General features: G+C 40.6%; 16 protein-coding genes. All 16 read left to right on the top strand.

The annotated features are described in order from the left end of the window. The first annotated feature begins 34 nt into the window (after positions 1 to 34). A complete protein-coding gene (pcrA, locus tag IGI66_RS07745; protein WP_438848365.1) occupies positions 35 to 2,290 on the top strand; it encodes a DNA helicase PcrA in 2,256 nt (751 codons plus the stop codon). Positions 2,291 to 2,329: 39 nt separating this feature from the next. Beyond that, positions 2,330 to 4,348 (top strand): NAD-dependent DNA ligase LigA, encoded by a 2,019-nt coding sequence (ligA, locus tag IGI66_RS07740; protein ID WP_438849284.1) that lies wholly within the window; start codon positions 2,330 to 2,332, stop codon positions 4,346 to 4,348. Positions 4,349 to 4,542: 194 nt separating this feature from the next. Continuing rightward, positions 4,543 to 4,848, top strand: coding sequence for an Asp-tRNA(Asn)/Glu-tRNA(Gln) amidotransferase subunit GatC (gene gatC / locus IGI66_RS07735; protein ID WP_114524504.1), 306 nt, complete (start codon positions 4,543 to 4,545; stop codon positions 4,846 to 4,848). After that, positions 4,848 to 6,317, top strand: coding sequence for an Asp-tRNA(Asn)/Glu-tRNA(Gln) amidotransferase subunit GatA (gene gatA, locus IGI66_RS07730; protein WP_314581738.1), 1,470 nt, complete (start codon positions 4,848 to 4,850; stop codon positions 6,315 to 6,317). Before gatC ends, gatA begins: the two co-directional genes overlap by 1 nt. Further along, a complete protein-coding gene (gene gatB / locus IGI66_RS07725) occupies positions 6,317 to 7,747 on the top strand; it encodes an Asp-tRNA(Asn)/Glu-tRNA(Gln) amidotransferase subunit GatB (protein ID WP_288228053.1) in 1,431 nt (476 codons plus the stop codon). The genes gatA and gatB overlap by 1 nt, the downstream gene beginning before the upstream one ends. A gap of 11 nt (positions 7,748 to 7,758) precedes the next feature. Further along, on the top strand, positions 7,759 to 8,778 hold the full coding sequence (locus IGI66_RS07720; protein WP_010780636.1) for a diacylglycerol kinase: 1,020 nt from the start codon (positions 7,759 to 7,761) through the stop codon (positions 8,776 to 8,778). Between the two features lie 173 nt (positions 8,779 to 8,951). Further along, on the top strand, positions 8,952 to 10,316 hold the full coding sequence (gene rlmD / locus IGI66_RS07715) for a 23S rRNA (uracil(1939)-C(5))-methyltransferase RlmD (protein WP_086303713.1): 1,365 nt from the start codon (positions 8,952 to 8,954) through the stop codon (positions 10,314 to 10,316). A gap of 2 nt (positions 10,317 to 10,318) precedes the next feature. Beyond that, a complete protein-coding gene (locus IGI66_RS07710; RefSeq protein WP_010780638.1) occupies positions 10,319 to 10,447 on the top strand; it encodes a hypothetical protein in 129 nt (42 codons plus the stop codon). 23 nt (positions 10,448 to 10,470) lie between these two features. After that, positions 10,471 to 10,884, top strand: a complete 414-nt coding sequence (locus IGI66_RS07705) for a hypothetical protein (protein WP_438848362.1) — start codon at positions 10,471 to 10,473, stop codon at positions 10,882 to 10,884. Between the two features lie 50 nt (positions 10,885 to 10,934). Continuing rightward, the gene (locus IGI66_RS07700; protein ID WP_316406727.1) at positions 10,935 to 11,603 is read left to right on the top strand and encodes a 2,3-bisphosphoglycerate-dependent phosphoglycerate mutase; all 669 of its coding nucleotides are present in this window, start codon (positions 10,935 to 10,937) and stop codon (positions 11,601 to 11,603) included. 30 nt (positions 11,604 to 11,633) lie between these two features. Beyond that, positions 11,634 to 12,239, top strand: a complete 606-nt coding sequence (locus tag IGI66_RS07695) for an HAD-IA family hydrolase (protein WP_438848360.1) — start codon at positions 11,634 to 11,636, stop codon at positions 12,237 to 12,239. Between the two features lie 110 nt (positions 12,240 to 12,349). After that, the gene (locus IGI66_RS07690) at positions 12,350 to 12,733 is read left to right on the top strand and encodes a DUF1149 family protein (RefSeq protein WP_010780642.1); all 384 of its coding nucleotides are present in this window, start codon (positions 12,350 to 12,352) and stop codon (positions 12,731 to 12,733) included. A 240-nt stretch (positions 12,734 to 12,973) separates the two neighbouring features. Next, positions 12,974 to 14,365, top strand: coding sequence for an L-cystine transporter (locus tag IGI66_RS07685; protein ID WP_010780643.1), 1,392 nt, complete (start codon positions 12,974 to 12,976; stop codon positions 14,363 to 14,365). 169 nt (positions 14,366 to 14,534) lie between these two features. Beyond that, on the top strand, positions 14,535 to 14,906 hold the full coding sequence (locus tag IGI66_RS07680; protein WP_086303716.1) for a VOC family protein: 372 nt from the start codon (positions 14,535 to 14,537) through the stop codon (positions 14,904 to 14,906). A gap of 30 nt (positions 14,907 to 14,936) precedes the next feature. Continuing rightward, positions 14,937 to 15,665 carry a metallophosphoesterase family protein gene (locus IGI66_RS07675; RefSeq protein WP_438848357.1) on the top strand — a complete coding sequence of 243 codons (729 nt, stop codon included), beginning with the start codon at positions 14,937 to 14,939 and terminating at the stop codon, positions 15,663 to 15,665. Between the two features lie 139 nt (positions 15,666 to 15,804). After that, positions 15,805 to 16,707, top strand: coding sequence for a DMT family transporter (locus IGI66_RS07670; RefSeq protein WP_438848355.1), 903 nt, complete (start codon positions 15,805 to 15,807; stop codon positions 16,705 to 16,707). Positions 16,708 to 16,723: the final 16 nt, after the last annotated feature.

The following is a 16,723-nucleotide window of genomic DNA, read 5'->3' as shown; positions in this document are numbered from 1 at the left end:
ATAAAAAAGATTGAATAGAGAAAGGACGTTTTGCATGCCAAACAAACTGGACTTGTTAGCAGGACTAAACCCTAAACAAAAAGACGCGGTTCTTCATACAGAAGGCCCGCTATTGATCATGGCGGGAGCAGGAAGTGGAAAGACACGGGTCTTGACGCATCGCATCGCTTATTTAATAGAAGAAAAAAACGTGAACCCTTGGAATATTTTGGCGATCACCTTTACAAATAAGGCAGCTCGAGAGATGAAAGAGCGGGTCAATGGTATTCTTGGCAAAGGCGGCGAAGATGTCTGGGTATCAACGTTTCACTCAATGTGCGTGCGCATTTTGCGACGTGACGTGGATGCGATCGGTTATGATCGGAATTTTACGATTTTAGATGGTTCAGACCAGCAAACCTTAATGAAAAGAATCTTAAAAGAATTAAATATTGATCCAAAAAAATATGATCCTCGATCCATCTTAGGTGCGATCAGCAATGCCAAAAATGAGTTGTTGTCACCTGAAACCTATGCAGAACGCCAAGGCTCATTTTTCGAGGAAATTGTTGCGCGTTGTTATGATGCGTATCAGAAAGCGTTACGGAACAATCAAAGCATGGACTTTGACGATTTGATCATGAACACGATCCGATTGTTTGAAGACAACGCAGAAGTATTGACATACTATCAAAACAAATTTCATTATTTGCATGTGGACGAGTATCAAGATACCAACCATGCACAATATACGCTAGTAAATATGCTGGCTGCTCGTTTCCGAAATTTATGTGTCGTGGGAGACGCGGATCAAAGTATCTATGGATGGCGCGGCGCGGACATGCAGAATATTTTAGACTTTGAAAAAGACTATAACGATGCGACAGTTATTTTATTGGAACAAAATTACCGGTCAACCAAAAGTATTCTGGATGCGGCCAACCAGGTGATTCAAAATAACAGCAATCGCCGAGACAAAAACTTGTGGACGGACAATCAAGCAGGGGAACAAATCACGTATTATCGTGCGGATAGCGAGAGAGATGAAGCACAATTTATCGTGAGTAAGATCAAAGAGGAAATCCAATCCAACAACCGCAGCTATAACGATTTTGCTGTATTGTATCGGACAAATGCGCAATCCCGTGTAATCGAGGATACCCTCGTGAAATCAAATGTGCCCTATACCATGGTTGGAGGTCATAAATTCTATGATCGTAAAGAAATCAAGGATATCATCGCGTATTTGAATATCATCAATAATCCTCGAGACGGCGTCAGCTTTGAACGAGTGATCAATACGCCAAAGCGTGGGATCGGTGCAGCTTCTGTTGAGAAATTACGTAATTTTGCAGCGATGCATGATTGGTCGATGGTGGAAGCCTCGCAAAATGTCGATTTAGCCAATATTTCTGGAAAAGCTGGTCGGATGATCGGTGAATTCGGTACGATGATTTCGCAGTTTCAAGAAATGATCGCCTATTTACCTGTGACAGATCTTGTGGATCAAGTTTTAGAACGAACTGGCTACTTGGATGAATTGAAAAACCAGCGAACGCTTGAAGCAGAATCCCGTTTAGAAAACTTAGAGGAATTCCGTACTGTAACGAAAGAATTTGATAAGCGGAATGAGACGCAAGAAGACGATGCAGCAAATGCACCAGAAGAAAAATTGGCGATTTTCTTAAACGATTTGGCGTTAGTCTCCGATTTAGACGATTACCAAGAGGATAGCGCACAAGTAACATTGATGACCTTACACGCGGCTAAAGGCTTGGAGTTTCCAATTGTATTTCTAATTGGGATGGAAGAAAAAATCTTCCCATTGTCTCGGTCTTTAATGGAAGAATCTGAATTAGAAGAAGAGCGTCGATTGGCTTATGTCGGGATCACCCGTGCGGAAGAAAGCCTGTATCTGACCAATGCATTTTCTCGGACGCTTTATGGGAAGACGCAATACAATCAGCCTTCTCGTTTTGTGGCAGAGATTGATGACAGCTTGTTAAATGCTGTGGGGATGCAGCCGCAGCCTAAAGCGACGTTTAGTAATCCTTTCAGTACAGCTACCACTCCTATGAAGCCTAAGTATCAGCATGCTACCCGAGAACCCAAAATGGATAAAACTGCCTCTGGCGGGGAGAACGAAAGCTGGAACCCTGGCGACAAAGTTCAACACAAAAAATGGGGTGTCGGTACTGTGGTGAAGGTCAGTGGGAATGCAAAAGATGTGGAGTTAGATATCGCGTTTCCTCAACAAGGGGTCAAACGATTGCTTGCCGCTTTTGCACCAATTGAAAAAATACAAAAATAATAATAGAAACCAATTTTAGGAGGGATATTCTTGGAAGCTATGACTTTTCAAGCAGCGGAAAAACGTTCAGCCGAACTTCGAGATGAACTAAATCAGTATTCCTATGAATATTATGTACAAGATCAACCCTCAGTGGAGGATTTTGTTTACGATAAGAAATATCAAGAACTTGTTGAAATCGAGACTGAATATCCTGACCTTATCACCCCAGAATCCCCTACACAACGCGTGGGTGGGAAAATTTTAGAGGGATTTGAAAAAGTGGTGCACGATATTCCTCTATACAGTTTGAATGATGTTTTTAACAAGGAAGAATTGATCGCTTTTGATGAACGTGTGAAAAAAGCAGTGGGACATCCGGTTTCTTATTGTGTGGAATTAAAAATAGACGGGTTATCGATCTCATTGAAATATGAGAATGGCGTGTTTGTTCAAGGGGCTACTCGTGGTGATGGCACTGTGGGCGAGAATATCACTGAAAATTTAAAAACGGTCAAGTCCATCCCCCTACGTCTGAAAGAACCCTTGTCCATTGAAGTGCGCGGGGAATGTTATATGCCTAAAGCCTCTTTTGTCAAACTCAATCAGCAACGAGAAGAGGAAGGAAAAGAAGTATTTGCCAATCCTCGAAACGCTGCTGCTGGAAGCTTACGGCAATTAGACACTCGTGTCGCAGCCAAAAGAAATTTGAGTACCTTTTTATACACACTAGCAGATTTTGGTCCTTTAGAATCAACAACACAGGATCATGCGCTCAATGAGATGTCTCGCTTAGGATTCCGAACAAATCCTGAGCACCGTGTCTGTGAGACTATTGATGAGGTTTGGGAATACATTGAGAATTTCCACGAAACAAGAGAGCAGCTGGATTATGAAATTGACGGTATCGTCATCAAAGTGAATGATTTTAGCATTCAAGATGAGTTAGGATTTACGGTGAAGGCACCGCGTTGGGCAACGGCCTACAAGTTTCCGCCAGAGGAAGCACAGACAACATTGTTGGACATTGATTGGACGATTGGCCGGACGGGTGTGTTGACACCTACAGCAATTATGGCGCCGGTTCGTCTAGCTGGCACCACTGTTGGTCGTGCCAGTCTTCATAATAGTGATTATATCGAGAAGAAAGATATACGATTAAAGGACACTATTTTAGTATACAAAGCAGGGGATATTATCCCTGAGGTTTCTCGGGTGATTCTGGAGAAACGGCCATCTGAAAGTGAACCCTACCCGATTCCGACGCATTGTCCGATCTGCGGCAGTGAACTGGTTCATTTAGATGAGGAAGTTGCTCTACGATGTATCAATCCAAAATGTCCCGCACAAATCAAAGAGGGGCTCAGCCATTTTGTATCTCGAAATGCGATGAATATTGAAGGATTAGGGCCTCGCGTGTTAGCACAAATGTTTGATAAAGGGTTGGTTTCAGACGTCGCCGACCTCTATTCTTTGGAGAAAGAGCAGTTACTCACATTAGAGAAGATCAAAGATAAATCTGCAGAGAATATCTTACAGGCCATTGACGCCAGTCGTGAAAACTCAGTGGAACGCTTAATTTTTGGTCTAGGAATTCGCCATGTTGGCGCAAAAGCCGCGGGCATATTGGCAGAGCATTTTGGCAGTCTTGAAGGTGTCAGTCAAGCGACGAAAGAAGAAATTGTAGGCTTGAATACGATTGGAGAAACAATCGCCGACAGTTTAGTGACTTACTTTGAGAACGAAGAAGTACATGAATTGATGCGAGAGCTGAAAGATCGGCATGTAAACCTTGACTACAAAGGCATCCGTGCCAGCCAATTAGCAGAAGTGGAGTCGCCATTTAAAGACAAAACGATCGTGCTGACAGGAAAACTCGTAGACTACACAAGGGAAGATGCAAAGGAAAAGATTCAACTGCTCGGTGGAAAAGTTACTGGTAGTGTATCTAAAAAAACAGATATCGTGGTAGCAGGAGAAGAAGCCGGAAGCAAGCTGACTAAAGCGCAAAATCTTGGAATTGACATTTGGGATGAGAAACAAATGATTCAAGCAATCGAAGAAAGTCATACAGATTAAGTATTTTTGTCTAAATGACGATTGACGATTGGATTCACGAACGGGTATTATAAAAAGCGTTACATCTATTAGAAGCTGTTTTATTTGTGTTTTATTGATGAGAGCGATTTTTCGAAAAATTTCAGGAAAAAAACGTGAATTCTAATAGAGTTATGATAAAATGATTGAAAATTGACAAAAGAAAGAGGGATATTATGGCAATCAATGAAGAACAAGTGAAACATGTCGCGAAACTTGCGAAGCTTTCTTTTTCAGAAGATGAATTGACCGGTTTTACGGATCAATTAGGCAAAATAATCGACATGGTCGAACAACTTGGGGAAGTTGATACAGAAGGCGTGCCATTTACTTCCAATGTATTAGAAACGATCAACGTCATGCGCGAGGATGTAGCTGATGAAGGCTGGTCGCGTGATGAGTTAATGAAAAACGTTCCGGAACACGAAGATGGCTTTATCAAGGTTCCGGCGATCATTGACAATGGAGAGGCTGGTGCATAATGGAAAAATTATACGATAAATCAATCGAAGAATTACACACTCTTTTGGTTTCAAAAGAAATCACGGCAACGGACTTAACAAACGAAACATTCGACCGGATCAAAGAGACTGAAGAGAAAGTCGATGCGTTCATTACTTTAAATGAAGAAAAAGCATTAGAAATGGCTAAAGCGATCGATGCAAAAGGGATCTCTGAAGAAAATGCTTTAGCGGGTATTCCAATCGGTATCAAAGATAACATCGTAACAAAAGGACTATTGACGACCGCTGCATCGAAAATTTTATCTAATTTTGATCCTATTTATGATGCAACAGTCATGGAGAAGGTTTACAGCTCTGACTTGATCCCAGTAGGTAAACTCAACATGGATGAGTTTGCGATGGGAAGTTCGAGCGAAACATCTTACTTTAAGAAAACGAAAAATGCTTGGGATCAAACAAAGGTTCCCGGCGGTTCTTCAGGTGGTTCTGCTGCAGCAGTGGCTGCTGGAGAAGTCCCTGTTTCTTTAGGGAGTGATACGGGTGGTAGTATTCGCCAACCGGCAGCATTTAATGGGGTTGTCGGATTAAAACCAACTTATGGACGTGTCTCTCGTTTTGGTCTGATTGCATTTGCTTCATCGTTGGATCAAATTGGACCCTTTACCCGCACCGTAAAGGATAATGCGTTAGCGTTAAACGCGATTAGCGGATATGACCCTAAAGATGGGACTTCCGCCGGTGTCTCTGTTCCTGATTTTGCTGCTGGTTTAACAGGAGATATTAAAGGAATGAAGATCGCTTTGCCAAAAGAATTTATGGCAGAGGGAATCGAACCGGGCGTCAAAGCAGCAATTACGAAAGCAGTAGAAACCTTCAAAGCACTAGGAGCAACTGTTGAAGAAGTTAGCCTGCCGCATTCAAAATACGGGGTAGAAGTCTATTACATCATCGCTTCATCCGAAGCAAGCTCTAATTTGCAACGCTTTGATGGTATTCGCTATGGATTCCGTTCTGAAGACGTTCAAAACTTAGAAGATGTGTATGTCAACACTCGGACTGAAGGTTTTGGTGATGAAGTGAAGCGTCGGATCATGCTAGGAACATTCTCACTTTCTGCTGGATATTATGATGCATACTTTAAGAAAGCTGGACAAGTTCGGACATTGATCAAACAAGACTTTGATAAGGTCTTTGCAGATTACGATCTGATCATTGGTCCAACCTCACCAACTGTGGCATTTGGCATTGGTGAAAATATCAATGATCCAATCACGATGTATTTGAACGATATTTTGACGATCCCTGTGAACTTGGCAGGATTGCCAGGTATGTCTGTTCCTGCCGGATTCTCTGAAGGATTGCCGGTCGGCCTGCAAATCATCGGCAAGCATTTTGATGAGTCAACGATGTACAAAGCCGCCTATGCCTTTGAACAGGCAACGGATTTCCATAAGCAAAAACCAGTGATTTTAGGGGGGGACAAATAATGAACTTAGAGACAGTCATTGGACTTGAAGTCCATGTAGAATTAAAAACAAACTCTAAAATCTTTTCACCTGCGCCCGCTCACTTTGGTGCGGAAGCAAATACAAATACAAGTATCATCGATTGGGGCTATCCAGGTGTGCTGCCAGTTATGAATAAAGCAGCAATCGAATTTGGAATGAAAGCCGCCCTGGCGTTAAACTGTGAAATTTCAAAAAATATGCATTTTGACCGTAAAAACTATTTTTACCCAGATAATCCGAAGGCCTACCAAATTTCTCAATTTGATGAGCCGATCGGCCATGATGGCTGGATCGAGATCGATGTCAACGGGAAAAAGAAAAAGATTCGTATCGAACGCGTCCATTTAGAAGAAGATGCAGGTAAAAATATGCATGGTATCGGCGGCTATTCCTTTGTCGATCTAAACCGTCAAGGCACGCCGTTGATCGAAATCGTATCTGAAGCAGATATGCGTTCACCGGAAGAAGCAAATGCTTATTTAGAAGCATTACGTTCAATCATCCAATTCACTGGCGTTAGTGATGTGAAGATGGAAGAGGGTTCTATGCGTTGTGATGCCAATATCTCTCTACGCCCCTACGGACAAGAAGAATTTGGTACAAAAACAGAGTTGAAAAACTTGAACTCTATCAGTTTTGTTAAAAAAGGCTTGACCTTTGAAGTACAACGCCAAACCAAAGTATTGTTATCTGGCGGAACGATCCAACAAGAAACACGCCGCTATGACGAAGGAACGAACAAGACCATCTTGATGCGTGTCAAGGAGGGCTCTAGTGATTATCGTTATTTCCCTGAGCCAGATATTCCTCGCTTTGAAATCGATGACGAATGGATTGAAAAAGTTGGGAAAACATTGCCTGAAATGCCCGCTTCGCGTCGCAAACGCTATGTGGAAGAACTTGGGTTGCCTGAATACGATTCTATGGTCTTAACGTTAAGTCGCGAGATGTCTGATTTCTTTGAAGAAACATTAGCAGAAGGCGCAGATGCGAAACAAGCGTCCAACTGGTTAATGGGTGAAGTGTCAGCTTACTTGAATAGTGAAAAGCTGGAATTAGCGGATACTAAATTAACACCAAATAATTTAGCAGGCATGATCACGTTGATCTCTGATGGAACAATCAGTTCTAAGATCGCGAAGAAAGTCTTCCGTGAATTGATTCAAAACGGCGGCGAGGCCAAAGAAGTCGTTGAGGCGAAAGGACTTGTCCAATTATCTGATCCTGCACAATTACTTCCGATGATCAATGAAGTGCTTGATAACAACGAACAATCAGTTGAAGACTTTAAAAATGGGAAAGACCGAGCTGTTGGTTTCCTTGTTGGACAAATCATGAAAGCAACTAAAGGGAAAGCAAACCCTGGTGTTGTAAATAAATTACTTCAAGAGGAATTAGCGAAACGGTAAGGGGCTTGAACATGAGAAAAGCACGACTGATTTATAATCCAGTATCTGGAAAAGAGATCATGCGCAATAATTTGGCAGATATTTTGGATGCCATTGAAAAAGCAGGTTATGAAGCAAGTGCCTTTGCGACGACCCCTGAACCGAATTCAGCGAAAAATGAAGCGACTCGTGCCGCAAAAGCTGGTTTCGAACTAGTGGTTGCGGCAGGGGGCGACGGAACGATCAATGAGGTAGTCAATGGGATTGCCGGGTTAAAAAAACGGCCTAAAATGGCGATTATTCCTGCCGGAACAACAAATGATTATGCGCGCGCGTTAAAAGTGCCTCGCAACAATGTTAAGGCAGCTGCAGAAGTTATTCAAAAACAGCAAACAGTCAAGATGGATATTGGGAAAGCCGCGGAGACGTATTTTATCAATATCGCTGCTGGCGGCTCTCTGACGGAATTGACCTACGAGGTGCCATCTGAATTAAAAAGCATTTTCGGTTATTTAGCTTATTTGGCTAAAGGAGCTGAAATGCTTCCCCGTATTAAGCCAACAAAGATGCGCTTAGTCTATGAAGGCGGCGAATACGAAGGAAATGCATCGATGTTTTTCCTTGGGTTGACCAATTCTATCGGTGGCTTTGAGACGATTGCCCCCGACGCAAAATTGGATGACGGGAAATTCTCGTTGATCGTAGTGAAAACGGCGAATTTATTTGAAATCGTTCGTTTAATTACGCTTGTTTTGAATGGTGGAAAGCACGTCAATGACTCAAAAGTACTGTATGTTAAAACGAGTTTTTTAGATGCTAGTCTAATTGATACGGATAAAAAAATGATGATCAATTTAGATGGCGAATACGGCGGCGATGCGCCAATGCGTTTTGAAAATCTTCATCAGCACATTGAATTTTATGCCAACACGGATGAAATCAATGATGACGCAATTTTAGGTACAGGTGACCAAGACGATCAAAAACGCGAAGCAGGCATCGAGCTCGTGAAAGAATACGAAAAGATCCAAGACGAAGATCTAGAGAAATAAGACAAAAACGTTTCTGTCAAAATGGATAGAAACGTTTTTTGTTTGCAAGAGTATTCACTGTAAGAAAGTTATTAGTCGCTTATGCAACTCTTAAGATTATAACTCTCGGTGTTACCTTGCTTTTTCTAGTAGAATTCATTAGAATAGGTGAATCAGCCTTGAAGGAGAATATAATGACCACAGTAGAAAAAAATAAAACATATACGGTCTCAATCGACGATTTGTCCCATGAAGGACTCGGTGTCGCTCATATTGATGGCTATCCCCTGTTTATCGAAAATGCTTTACCAGATGAAGAAATGACAGTTAAAGCAGTTAAAGTTGGAAAGAAATTTGGTTACGGAAAAGTAATCGAACGATTCACTGCAAATCCTGAACGTCAAGATGTGAAGGATTTAGACTTGTTGAGAAGCGGAATTGCACCGTTAAGTCACATGACTTATGACTATCAATTACGATTCAAGCAACAGCAGGTTGAAAAAGTATTGAAAACAATTGCAAAGTTGCCGGATTTGTCCGTTGCTCAAACATTAGGAATGGATAACCCCTTTGAGTACCGCAATAAAGCACAGATTCCTGTACAAAAAGTCGACAATCAATTAATGACGGGTTTTTACCGTAAAAATTCACATAACTTACTACCGATTGAAGATTACTTGATACAAGATCCAAAAATTGATCAAGCGATTCTAGCTGTTCGTGATATCTTACGACGTTTCAATGTGAAAGCTTATAATGAACGTGAAAATACGGGCTTTATCCGCCACATTATTATTCGTCGTGGGCACTACAGTCATGAAATGATGGTCATTCTGGTAACAAGAACCGAACGTTTCTTTAAAGGAATGGAGATCGCCGAAACGATTAAAAAAGAGTTGCCTGAAGTAGTTTCAGTGATCCAAAATGTAAATCCAGAAAAAACCAACGTGATCATGGGACGAGAAGAGAAGGTATTGTTTGGGAAGTCGACGATCAACGATACATTGTTAGGCAAGACATACCGCATCTCTCCTCAATCATTTTATCAAGTAAATACTCAGCAAACAGAAGTACTCTATCAAACAGCAATTGATTTTGCGGAGTTAAGTTCAGAAGATATCGTAGTAGATGCATACTGCGGAATTGGAACAATCGGTCTGTCACTAGCAGAAAAGGTGAAGCATGTTTATGGCGTTGAGGTTGTCCCTCAAGCAGTTGAAGATGCAAAAGCCAATGCAAAAATGAATGGTATCGAAAATGCGAACTATGAAATCGGAAAAGCTGAAAAAATTATGTCTCGCTGGGCACGCGAAGGGATCGAACCTTCTGTAATTTTTGTTGATCCGCCAAGAAAGGGACTAGATGAAAAATTCATTGAAGCCTCTGTTGCGGTAAATCCTGAAAAAATCGTTTATATTTCTTGTAATCCAGCCACATTAGCTAGAGATTTGAGACGATATGAGGATCTTGGCTATCATGCTGTGAAAGTTCAACCAGTGGACATATTCCCACAAACTTATCATGTGGAATCAGTGACTCTACTGGTAAAGGCGGTGTAAAAATGAATCAAAAAGAAAAAATGCTAGAATTAATAAAGAAGAAACAAGGCGGCGGTCGTTCGGAAAAAATGGAAAAACCGAAAAACGATCGTAAAAATATGCGTAAAGGACCAAAGATCTACAACAAGTAATTTTTTAGAAGGGAGCTTCTCCATTGGGAAATATCTGGATGCAGCGAGTAACGAAGCTTTATCAAAAATATGCACATTTCATGCGTGGGCGCTACGGTCGTTTCGATCAAATCAATAAAGCATTGTTGGTTTTATGGGCTATAATGATGATTACAGATCGTTGGATCCCGTATTATATTGGAAACATTTTGGCAGTCGCGGCATTTGCACTCGTACTTTATCGATTTCTTTCAAAGAAAATCTATCCACGAAGCAATGAGAATCAGAAATTTATTCAATGGATTGCTCAAATGAAAGACGTTTTTAAAGGGGAAAAAGCTACCTATAGCTATTTTAAGTGTCCAGAGTGCAAACAGAAAATGCGTGCTCCAAAAGGACGAGGAAAAATCAAAGTGACATGTAAAAATTGTCATACGCAATTCACGAAAAAGGTCTAGTTTTTAAAACTAGGCTTTTTCTGATATCCTTATAACAAGAGGGTGAGAGAATGAAGTTGATTTTAGTTCGTCACGGAGAGAGTGAAGCCAATTTTCAAAATTACTGGACAGGTTGGTTAGATGTAGATCTGACCGAGAAGGGCATCGAACAAGCAAAAAATGCTGGAAAAAAAATAAAAGATGCAGACCTGTTCATAGATGTTGCGTACGAGTCCGTATTAAAACGTTCGATCAAAACAGCAAAAATGATCTTGCAGCAAGCGGATGCAAGTTTTGTTCCTGAATTTAAGACATGGCGCCTAAATGAGCGTCACTATGGTGCATTAGTTGGAAAAAATAAAGAGACTATCGCCCAGCATTTTGGAAAAGAGCAAGTAAAAAAATGGCGAAGAGGGTTTGATGAAGTGCCGCCATTGACTAAGGACAATCATTTTGATCGCCGCTACGACCAATTAGATCCTAGACTGATACCGACAGGAGAAAGTCTGCATATGACGTTGAAGCGTGTAATCCCTCTCTGGCAGGAGTGTATCGCTCCAGATTTGCTGGATAATAAGACTGTTTTAGTTTGTGGTCACGGCAATAGCTTGCGTGCATTGGTTCAGTTTTTAGAAAATGTGCCAACAGATCAAGTGGATCAAATTGACATTCCTAACGCCGCTCCAATGGTTTACACGATGGACGCACAATTAAGAATTATAAAAAAAGATATTTTATAAAATTATTATGTTTACTTAGAAAGGTTTACGATGAATTATATTTGGGATTTTGATGGGACACTTTATGATACATACCCGATTATGTTAAAGGCATTGATGAAAACTTTTAACGATTTTGATCTTCAAAAAGACGAAAAACTTGTATACAAGAAAATAAAGGAAGAGTCTATTCGTCAAATGATTCTTGATTGGAAGTTGCCTGCACCGGAATTTGATAGAGTTTATCATGCTTATGAGGCGCAGGACAATAAAGATTCCTATCCTTTTGAAGAAACGAAAGACATGCTAAAAGAATTACAAGAAAAGGGCGTGCAACATTTCATTTTGACACACCGAACCGTGGACTCCACTTGGGATTTGTTGAAACGCGATGGGCTGGATTCTTTTATTGTGGATATTATTGGGAGTGACTCCGACTTCCCTAGAAAACCGGACCCGTCTTCCGTTAAATATTTTTTAGATACTTACCAGCTATCCCCGGAAAAAACGGTAATGATCGGGGATCGAAAATTAGACGTAGAGGCTGGAAACAACGCAGGTGTACAAACCGTTTTCTTTGATATCGATCACTTCAATCAAGCAATTCATGCCACTTATTTTATAAATAATTTAAAAGAAATGGTACAAAAATTCTAAGCAAAAAGCTATAATTAAGATAAGCAATAGAAATTTATTTGAGAATCATGCAGACATTAATAAATATTTGAAAATTGATGGATTATTTCTTATGAATGAGGAGTTATGAAATGGAATTACAGCGTGATCCGGAAGTCGTAGAGTCGTTTAATTATGGACTTCCTCCAAAAGACCAAGTGGTCAAACAAAAATTATTGATTAATTTCAGTCCGTTGGAAGCAGTTGATCCAGGGTATCCGGCTGGAAATAGCATCATGGGTGTACGAATTGAATTCGTTATTCCCTTTGAGAAGTTCATTATCGGTGGGGTGTTTTCGCAGGTGATCCACGTCATTGGACGAGAAGTCAAACAGCAAAGCGACCTAACTGAAGCAGAAGCGAACGAGATGATCCGACCAATCTTGCGTTTAATCGAACGAATGGTTTACGAAATAACCGAGATTGCCTTAGATCAACCTGGTGTAAAAATAAACTTCTCCTCCAACACCATCTAACTGTTAAAAACCTCCATTTTTAAAATGGAGGTTTTTTTATGAATATCATTATGAAAATTTCTATGGAACAGTGCAAATCATAAGACAGATTATTTTTTCTAAGTTATAATTTAAAGGTCACTAAAATTTAGGAGTCGCGCAGCTATATTTTAGGGTAGGTCGCTGAAGAGCGGATACCGGGAACCTTTACTTCCTTTGACAGACTTGTCATTATAGAAAGTTATTTTAAGGAGGAATACAATGACAACTCTGTTCACTGTATTAGTGATCTTAGCTTTCGTTGCCTTGCTTGTAGTTTTCTACCAAATGCAAAAGAAACATGTGAAATTTTCTAATCGTGTATTTGCAGGATTAGGAGCCGGGATTCTTTTTGGCGGTATTTTACAGCTTCTTTTAGGAAATGGTAGCAAAGTTATTTCTCAAGCGATGGAATGGATCGGGATCGTTGGTAATGGTTATATTTCATTATTACAAATGTTGGTTATGCCGTTAGTTTTTATTTCAATCGTCGGTGCATTCACCAAGATGAAATCAAGTAAAAAACTAGGGAAGATCAGCGCCAATGTATTAGTTACTTTATTAGCAACAACAGCAATTGCTGCGTTGATCGGAATCGTTGCAGTGATGGTCTTTGGCCTTGATGGTGCAACATTCACCAAGGGTGCGGCTGAAACTGCTCGAATCAACGAGTTGGCGGAACGTCAATCAATGGTTCAAAACTTTTCGATTCCGCAACAAATCTTATCGTTTATTCCAACAAACGTTTTTGCTGATTTTGCTGGAACACGCCCAACAAGTACAATCGGCGTGGTAATTTTTGCGGCCTTTGTCGGCATCGCCTTCTTGGGTGTACGCCGGAAAGCACCAAAAGAAGCAGAATTCTTTTCCAATTTAATTGAAAGTCTTTATAAAGTTATTATGCGTATCGTGACTTTGGTCTTGCGTCTAACACCTTATGGCGTGTTTGCTCTGATGACCAACGTTCTAGCAACAAGTGATTTCGAAGCAATCGTTAACTTAGGTAAATTTATTCTGGCTTCTTATAGTGCGTTGATCGTTGTACTATTGGTTCATTCGTTGATATTGCTCGGCGTCAAAGTAAATCCAGTTACTTTCTTCAAAAAAGCTTTTCCAGCTTTAAGTTTTGCCTTTACTTCTCGTTCAAGTGCCGGAACATTGCCAATGAATATTGAAACGCAAACAAAAGCATTAGGCGTTGATGAAGCAACAGCGAACTTTGCGGGAAGCTTCGGTATTTCAATTGGTCAAAACGGCTGTGCGGGTGTTTATCCAGCGATGCTTGCAACGATCGTGGCGCCAACAGTCGGGGTAAACGTATTTGATTTGAAATTTATCATCATGTTGATCGCAATTGTGACTATCAGTTCCTTTGGTGTTGCAGGTGTCGGCGGTGGGGCAACCTTTGCTTCATTGATCGTCCTTGGTGCCATGAACTTGCCGGTTGCTATCGTAGGATTGGTCATTTCAGTTGAACCTTTGATCGATATGGCACGTACCGCGGTTAATGTTAGCGGCAGTATGGTCGCTGGTGTTGTAACGAGCGAACGTATTCATGAATTGGATCGAGAGATGTTAAAAGATGAGAATGCTTCAATCGAAGTGAATTCTTAATCATAGAAAAGACTTGGCTAGCGCGACCAAGTCTTTTTTTGTTACACTCACTATAGCAGCGCAACTTTGTGCAGATTGTTTTTAAGGCTATGAATTAACAGTCGCTTCAAAAGCTTCTTTTTGTTATATTAACTATATATTTTTAGAAATTTTTCGAGGAGTGGATACCGTGTTCAATGAACAAGTAAAAGTGATTTTGTATGCAAATGATGTAAAAAAAGCGAGCGCATTTTGGCAAAGTCTTGGTTTTGTCGAGATTAGTTTTGAAGAATTAGATGGCTCGCAGGTTGCGGAAGTAGCGATGAGTAAGGAGAGTACGACGCATTTAGTTATTTATGATCGCGCGTTTATTGAAAATAATGATGACGAACTATCTGAACCAGCCCCTGCACTGATTTTCGGAAGTGACGATGTTGTTTCACTATATAAGAAATTGCAAGAAGTGAATGTTCAGTTGGGAGATCTAGCGCAAATCGGTGAAGAATATGTCTTCAATTTTGTCGATACTGATGGAAATTATTTTGTCGTTTCTGGAAGGTAAGATAGTCCTTGGTTGAAGGGGGCAAATAAAATGGATCAAGTTTTTGTAATTGGTGATATTCATGGTGAGTATGAAATGTTTCAACAAGTATTGAAATATTTTCAACCTGAGAAGCAGCAGCTCGTGCTGATTGGGGATTTGAATGATCGTGGACCTAAGAGTAAAGACTGCTGGCTTTTAGGTATGGAACTGGTTGAAAAGTATCAAGCGGTCTACTTAAGGGGAAACCATGAACAATACTTTTTAGAGTTTATGGAAAAACCGGAAGATTGGTTTCCTAGTTATCTTCATAATGGTGGAAAAGAGACCATCGAGAGCTTGCTTCATAAAGGGGCGACAGATGAGTATTCCTCGACTGAAATCGCGATGATGATCCGCAGCCGCTATCGATCATTGGTTTCTTTTTTATCCGAAAGGCCTTTTTATTACGAATGGGGCGACTACCTTTTTGTACATGCGGGAATAGACTTGACGAAGAACTGGAAAGAAACTTCGGAATTTGATTTTCTATGGATTCGTGAGCCTTTTCATGAAGGAAAAAATCGCACGGGAAAAACAATTGTGTTCGGACACACGATTACTCCTATGCTTTACGACGACATGCAAACGACTTCTCTGTGGGAATCAGATGGAAAGATCGGTATTGACGGAGGGGCTGTTTTTGGAGGAAGCTTGCATGGTGTAGTTTTTGACACTAAAGGCATTGTTCAAGATTATGAGCTTCCAAATGAGCATGGGCCGTGGCAGCCTGATTTTTAGCAGCTAAGTGAGATTCGACTAGAATCTCACTTTTTTTTGAATTTTCTTGCATGGTCATTTCTTAAATGGCATAGTGGTTAAGTATACAGAGATCAAATGAATTAAAATATTACAACTGATTGAAAGAAGGAGGGAAAGAATGTCAGAGACGGTCAAAGGGCATTTATCCGCAAGTGTAACGGTCATGATTTGGGCATTAACATTTATCTCTACGAAAGTATTGCTAAAGGATTTTTTACCTATTGAAATTCTTTTTATTCGTTTTTTGATCGGTTTTTTAGTTCTAACGGTTGTTTCGCGTAGGCGACTTTCATTCAATGGATGGTCAAAGGAAAAGTATTCTATGATCGCTGGTTTATTCGGTGTTTTCTTGTACTACTATTTGGAAAATGTCGCGTTGACCTATACGCTAGCAATGAATGTGGGAATCATAGGCTCGGTCAGTCCCTTCATGACTGCGCTGATTAGCCGATTTGTGCTGAAACAAGGAACGATTCCAAAAATTTTTGTTTTAGGATTTATTTGTTCCATGATCGGCATTTCATTGATCAGCTTATCGGGGACACTAAATGTTGACCCCATTGGCGATGGGCTGGCTTTAATAGCAACAGTTTGCTGGGCCTCCTACTCGCTAATCGTTAAAAAGATCAGTACTTTTGGCGAAGGAACGATTGCAGCAACGCAGCGAATATTCTTTTATGGACTGTTATTCATGCTTCCTGTTCTATTCTTGTCGATAGATTCTTTTGATGTTTCTAGATTTGCTCAACTAGGAAACTTTAGCAATTTATTATTTTTAGGCGTGGGTGCATCTGCGTTGTGTTTTGTCACTTGGAACTTTTCAGTCAAAACCCTCGGCGCCGTTCGAGCAACAGTTTATATTTATACGATTCCTATGTTAACAACGATCGCGTCCGTAGCTATATTAGGCGAAACGATCACGATTAAAACAGTTTTTGGTATTTTATTAACTTTAACCGGACTGATTTTATCAGAATTACCAAACCTGTTGAGGCAACGTAAGAATATCATTTCTAAATGACCCTTCACTGCGGATG

This window comes from Enterococcus sp. AZ048, from assembly GCF_051715125.1.
GTDB lineage: Bacteria > Bacillota > Bacilli > Lactobacillales > Enterococcaceae > Enterococcus_A > Enterococcus_A gilvus.
This window is presented reverse-complemented; position numbering and strand designations above follow the sequence as displayed.

Excerpts from the sequence above, each read along its gene's own strand:
- pcrA (WP_438848365.1), top strand. The coding sequence starts at position 35 with ATGCCAAACAAACTGGACTTGTTAGCAGGACTAAACCCTAAACAAAAA.
- ligA (WP_438849284.1), top strand. The coding sequence starts at position 2,330 with ATGACTTTTCAAGCAGCGGAAAAACGTTCAGCCGAACTTCGAGATGAA.
- gatC (WP_114524504.1), top strand. The coding sequence starts at position 4,543 with ATGGCAATCAATGAAGAACAAGTGAAACATGTCGCGAAACTTGCGAAG.
- gatA (WP_314581738.1), top strand. The coding sequence starts at position 4,848 with ATGGAAAAATTATACGATAAATCAATCGAAGAATTACACACTCTTTTG.
- gatB (WP_288228053.1), top strand. The coding sequence starts at position 6,317 with ATGAACTTAGAGACAGTCATTGGACTTGAAGTCCATGTAGAATTAAAA.
- IGI66_RS07720 (WP_010780636.1), top strand. The coding sequence starts at position 7,759 with ATGAGAAAAGCACGACTGATTTATAATCCAGTATCTGGAAAAGAGATC.
- rlmD (WP_086303713.1), top strand. The coding sequence starts at position 8,952 with ATGACCACAGTAGAAAAAAATAAAACATATACGGTCTCAATCGACGAT.
- IGI66_RS07710 (WP_010780638.1), top strand. The coding sequence starts at position 10,319 with ATGAATCAAAAAGAAAAAATGCTAGAATTAATAAAGAAGAAACAAGGC.
- IGI66_RS07700 (WP_316406727.1), top strand. The coding sequence starts at position 10,935 with ATGAAGTTGATTTTAGTTCGTCACGGAGAGAGTGAAGCCAATTTTCAA.
- IGI66_RS07695 (WP_438848360.1), top strand. The coding sequence starts at position 11,634 with ATGAATTATATTTGGGATTTTGATGGGACACTTTATGATACATACCCG.
- IGI66_RS07690 (WP_010780642.1), top strand. The coding sequence starts at position 12,350 with ATGGAATTACAGCGTGATCCGGAAGTCGTAGAGTCGTTTAATTATGGA.
- IGI66_RS07685 (WP_010780643.1), top strand. The coding sequence starts at position 12,974 with ATGACAACTCTGTTCACTGTATTAGTGATCTTAGCTTTCGTTGCCTTG.
- IGI66_RS07675 (WP_438848357.1), top strand. The coding sequence starts at position 14,937 with ATGGATCAAGTTTTTGTAATTGGTGATATTCATGGTGAGTATGAAATG.
- IGI66_RS07670 (WP_438848355.1), top strand. The coding sequence starts at position 15,805 with ATGTCAGAGACGGTCAAAGGGCATTTATCCGCAAGTGTAACGGTCATG.